This window comes from Fusibacter sp. (genome assembly GCF_057447755.1).
In genome coordinates this window covers 1-5282 of the sequence record NZ_JBVBZF010000255.1, presented here as the reverse complement: position 1 = coordinate 5282, position 5282 = coordinate 1, and the positions used below count along the sequence as shown (strand labels likewise).

The 5282-nt window shown below is 37.4% G+C and carries 4 protein-coding genes; all 4 read left to right on the top strand.

Translation table 11 applies throughout. The features are described 5' to 3' along the window. Positions 1-1014: endonuclease/exonuclease/phosphatase family protein (locus AC220I_RS17865; protein ID WP_486725225.1), on the top strand; the 1014-nt coding region annotated here is incomplete at its 5' end. Between the two features lie 614 nt (positions 1015-1628). Then, the gene (abc-f, locus tag AC220I_RS17860) at positions 1629-3536 is read left to right on the top strand and encodes a ribosomal protection-like ABC-F family protein (RefSeq protein ID WP_486725224.1); all 1908 of its coding nucleotides are present in this window, start codon (positions 1629-1631) and stop codon (positions 3534-3536) included. 87 nt (positions 3537-3623) lie between these two features. Beyond that, positions 3624-4064 (top strand): DUF134 domain-containing protein, encoded by a 441-nt coding sequence (locus AC220I_RS17855; protein WP_486725223.1) that lies wholly within the window; start codon positions 3624-3626, stop codon positions 4062-4064. Between the two features lie 108 nt (positions 4065-4172). Next, a partial coding sequence (locus AC220I_RS17850; protein WP_486725222.1) for an efflux RND transporter permease subunit occupies positions 4173-5282 on the top strand: 1110 nt, incomplete at its 3' end.

Here is a 5282-nt window from a genome sequence, read left to right as displayed (position 1 = left end):
GTAGGAACTTTTGTACTCTTGATCATCTATTTGATGATTACAGATTATTCGCCAAAGGATCATTTAAACATCGCATTGATGGATAATCCTACAGCACAAATAAATACTGGAGATGAACTTAAAATCCTCACATGGAATATTGGCTATGCTGGACTTGATCAATCGCAGGACTTTTTTATGGATGGTGGGCATAAATCAAAACCTGATTCTACGGAAGTGGTTAAGTACAATCTTGAGGGTATGGTTGATGTAATCAAGGCACAAGAATGTGATGTTATCATGCTTCAAGAGGTCGATTTGAACTCTGACAGGACATACAATATTGATGAGCTAAAGTACCTTTCATCACATTTAGGCGATTATGGTAATGCTTTTGCCTATAACTATAAGGTTAAGTATGTACCGGTGCCTTTACCGCCACTTGGGAAGATAGAAGCAGGACAAATGACCCTCTTTAACACCCAGTCTTATATGAGTCAAAGACTTGCTCTACCGGGTCAGTATGCCTTTCCAAAGTCACTGGTAATGCTTGACAGGTGTGCACTTGTAAATTATCAAAAAATTGAAGATTCTGATCGACTTTTAGTCCTTATTAATGCACATTTTTCTGCCTATGATGATGGCTCTATCCGCAGCCAGCAAATGGCATACATCAAGGCCTTTATTAAAGAAGAGTACGAAAAGGGCAATTATGTAATTTTAGGTGGGGACTTTAATCAAACTTTTGATTTTGTAGACGATTCTAAATTCCCCCTTTACCAAGACGGTAAATTTTACACCCCATACAAAATTTCAAGTGATTGGGTGATGGCGGGCTGGAAATGGGGTGTGGGTACAAATGCACCAACATATCGTCTCTTAAATGCCCCCTATGAAGAAGGCATCACTCAGGTGGGGATTATAGATGGCTTTTTAGTTTCACCAAATCTTGAAATAACAAGTGTTGAAGTCTTGGACCAGAATTTTTTATACTCAGATCACAATCCAGTGATGATGACCCTAAAATTAAAGTAAATCATAAATTACATGTAAAATGTAAGACATTAAATAGGTAATACCATCCTGCTTTAGCGTTTTCTAAAAATTGAAAAAACATTGTAAAGGAATTGTAATGGTATTCATTAAAACATCGTGTTATAATCAATTTGCATAAAATACATTGGTACAGGAGTTGTAATCATGAAACGATTTGCAAATAATGTACCGGCTGCAGGTTATGGCGTTTGCTTCGAATAAAGACAATTAGGTTAATATTCGGTGAGCTTTGTGCGGAGCTAACATCTTAGTAGCCGGGATTGAAAAACTGGATAATATGGATATTTACTGTGAAGGCTTCTTTTACAGTTTGTTTGTATTGCCCAAAAAAGTTTTTTGATTTCCAGGTGGTTAGTTGTATTTTCATGCAAATAATGGACATTAAAGTATGAACCTGTCATATTTTTTTGTGGTATGTTTATTTGTAAACGCAAGAGCTCTATTCTTAAATGAATAGGGCTTTTTTTGACAACAAAATTCGAGGGCATATAAGATGCCAAATGCTGTGACGAGAAGTGTTGTCACTATATAATTCTGAGTTAATTGAATATTGACCTCCCAAGTTTGAAGCTTTTACAATTTAGGAGGATAAAATGAGTTTATTAACATTACAAAACATAGGAAAAGAATATCAAAACAAAATCGTACTTGAAAGTGTCTCTCTCATGGTTGAAAGAGGGGAATGCGTTTCACTTGTGGGTGCCAACGGTTCGGGGAAATCAACCCTGCTTAAAATAGCAATGGGAATTGAAACACCAGATACTGGTCAACATTATTTTTCAAGTGGTATTAAAGTAGGTTATTTATCACAAAATATTGACGAACAGGATAGTGGGAAAAATGCCCTTCACCATGAGGCCTTATTTCAGCTAGAAACGCAAATCAATCAAGTCCTGGAATCCTTTAAAAAAGACCAGAGTCAAGAAGAATATGAAAAAGCCATGCGACGCTATGAGAGGCTCTTCGAACAGTTTGAAGCCATGGACGGTTATAATATTCAAAGTAAAATTAAAAAAATTCTATTGGGCTTGGGTCTTAGAGAAGGGGCATTGGAGCTTCCAGTAGAAAGGTTGAGCGGGGGCGAAAAAATGCGTGTGGCCATGGCACGTATTCTACTGGATGACCCAGACCTATTAATTCTAGATGAACCCACCAATCATTTGGACATTAAAGCCATAGAGTGGCTGGAAGACTTTATAAAGAAATTTTCAGGCGGGGTTTTAATTGTATCCCATGACCGTTATTTCTTAGACCGAGTCACAACGAGAATTGCAGAGCTTGATCATGGTCACCTAACAGTGAAGAAGTGTAATTATACGAGCTTTATTGAACAAAAGTCTAGGATTAAGAGCTTTTATTTAAAAGAGCACTCTAATTTGAGAAAGCAAATTAGAGATGGTGAAGAAAAGGTTAGAAAGTTAAGGCATTACAAAAAAATCAAGCAATCCAAAAGCTCTGAGAAAGAGGTTGAAAAGCTAAAGGTTAGATCGCAAAAGTTGCTTCATGAAATGCGAAAAAGTGAAAATTTAGCCAATAAGGCCAAGCCTCAACTTAACTTTAAACCAGCAGGACACATGAGTAAGGACATCGTCATTGTGAAAAACTTAAAAAAATCCTATGATGATTATTTGGTGCTTGATGATATTTCATTTGAAATTCATGGTGGTGAACGCATTGGACTGATTGGGCCAAATGGCTGCGGTAAAACCACTTTGCTCAATATTGTATTGGGTAAGGACCAGGCGTTTTCTGGGGATGTCAACTTTGGAAAATGGGTCAATTATGCCTATTTGGGGCAGGACCTTTACTTTGAAGACGAATCGTTGACCATATACCAAGAGTTTGCAAATCATTTTTCAAGCCTTGAAGAAAAGGAAGTTTTAAAGCATCTGGCACGTTTTAACTTTTACGGTGAAGAAGTTCATAAGCCAATCGAGGTTTTAAGTGGTGGTGAAAAGGCAAGAGTGGAGCTCGCAAAAATTATGCTTAGAAATCCACACTGCTTGATTTTGGATGAGCCAACCAATCATTTGGATTTGGAATCAAGAGAGGCGATTGAGGCTGCAATACTGGGGTTTAAGGGCACGGTAATAGCCGTTTCCCATGACCGATTTTATCTAAATCAATGCGTCACTCGAATTTTAGAATTAAGCGGTGGCAGTATGACGAGCTTTAATGGCAATTACGACCAATATTGTCGAGAACTCAGTCAGCCTGTGGCGAAGAAAAATCAGGCTAAGGCCAAGAAAATAGATTCTAAGGCTCAACTCGATTCTGATGTGATGGCTAAAAAAGCTGCAGATGAGCATGGCAAAAAGGCAGATGAAGACAAGCGAAAGCGGCTTGAGCTTGAGCATGAAATTACGAGACTTGAAGGAAAGCTTTCCGGTCTCGATCAATCTGAAATAGATGGGGATGAACTGGCTTACTATGAGTCTTACGGAAAATTGGTAGAACGCATAGAAGCACTTTACGAGGTTTATTACAGTTTAGATGCCTAAAGGCAATTTAAGTTATGAAGAGATTGTTAAATAAGAATCGTAATGATATGATACAATTTAAGAAGATTAATGAAAAGGAGTGGCATTATGGCAAGACCAAAGAAGTTTAGACGCGTGGCACAATTTCCAAAAGAGAGCTATTTTGTACCTTATGGGGTGCCTAGATGCCAGCTTGAGGAAACTAACATATCCGTTGAAGAATTTGAAGCAATGCGTTTAAAAGATGTAGAGGCACTGTCTCAGGAGGAATGTGCTGAGCTCATGGGTGTTTCCAGACAGACTTTTCAATTAATCATTGAATCAGGACGTGCAAAGTTAACCAGTGCTCTACTTGAAGGTAGGGCAATCTCCATAAAGGGTGGCCACTATACCACCAAGCAGTGTAAGTTTGTTTGTCTTGAATGTGGTCATAGCTATGAAATTGACTTTAAGCAAGACCATAAAAAGTGCCCTAAATGTGGGTCTGTTCAGGTAAGATGTCAGAAAAAAGCACAGTTTTGTCAAAAATGGTGCCACATGGACCTTTAATTTAATTGGACTTAAGGGTTAATTAGGAAAAACTTAATAATTAATTAGATGGATTTTAGAGAGTCTCCTGTATGCTTAGTTTAAGAATATTACAGGAGGCTTTTTTATATGAAGGATTTACCAGAACTCAAAGCACCCAAGAATTTTCTCGGGAAAATTTCATCGGGCTTTATTGATCGATACAAAATTGTCTATTTGCTTATTTTTTCAATTTTAGTATTGGGTTTTAATGCTTATACCAACTTACCAAAGGAGACGGTTCCTGATGTCACTATGAATATGATTTATATTTATAAGCCGTACCCAGGGGCATCTGTTGTAGATGTTGATAGTATGATTTCTGACCCAATTGAAGAAAAAATGGAAAAACTTGATAAAGTCAAGGATGTCTCTTCAACAGTTGGGAATGGTTATGCACAAGTTATCGTCGAGTATGAAGATTCTGCGAACATGGATGATGCAGAACAGGAAGTTCGAAATGAGCTTGCTAAAATGAGTTTCCCAGAAGGATCTATGGACGCTATTGTTGGCATTTTTGAAACGGGAGAAATTCCGATTTTCTCAGTGACAATGACAGGTGATTACGATCTTACAGAACTCAAAAAGTATGGTGAAAAAATCCAAACTGAAATGGAAAATGTTGAAGGTGTTAGAAATGTAGAACTTTCTGGTGGCTATGATCGAGAAATAAAGATTATGGTCGATCAGGTTAGACTTTTAGAGTACGGCTTGTCTTATCAAAATATTAGTCAAGCACTACAAGGGTCTAACATGAATGTCCCTGCTGGTGAACAGATTGTTGATAATAATGTCGTCAACATCAGAGTGGATGAACGCTTCACGGATGTTGAGGATATTAAAAATTTAATCATTCAAACGTCACCTTCAAGAACTATTTTTTTAAGGGATGTGGCAATTGTTGAAGACGGCTATAAAACGCCTGATAATTATTCAAGAGTATTTGTGAATCATGAGAATGCAGAAAAACAATCAACACCAGCCATTTATTTAACCGTTTATAGAGAAGACGGAAATGATATTGTGGCACCAGCAGCAATGCTTAGGGATATCATAAATGTTAAGGAAAATCATGTGGTACCAGAAGATATCCAATTTATTGTCACAAATGACATGAGTGTGGATGTTGAAAAAGATTTAAGCACAGTTATCAATAATGCCTTAGGTGGTCTAATCTGTGTTGTTATTGTGCTCTATATC

What these genes read in the sequence shown, in the direction of transcription:
- abc-f (WP_486725224.1), top strand. Translation starts at nt 1,629, where the DNA reads ATGAGTTTATTAACATTACAAAACATAGGAAAAGAATATCAAAACAAA.
- AC220I_RS17855 (WP_486725223.1), top strand. Translation starts at nt 3,624, where the DNA reads ATGGCAAGACCAAAGAAGTTTAGACGCGTGGCACAATTTCCAAAAGAG.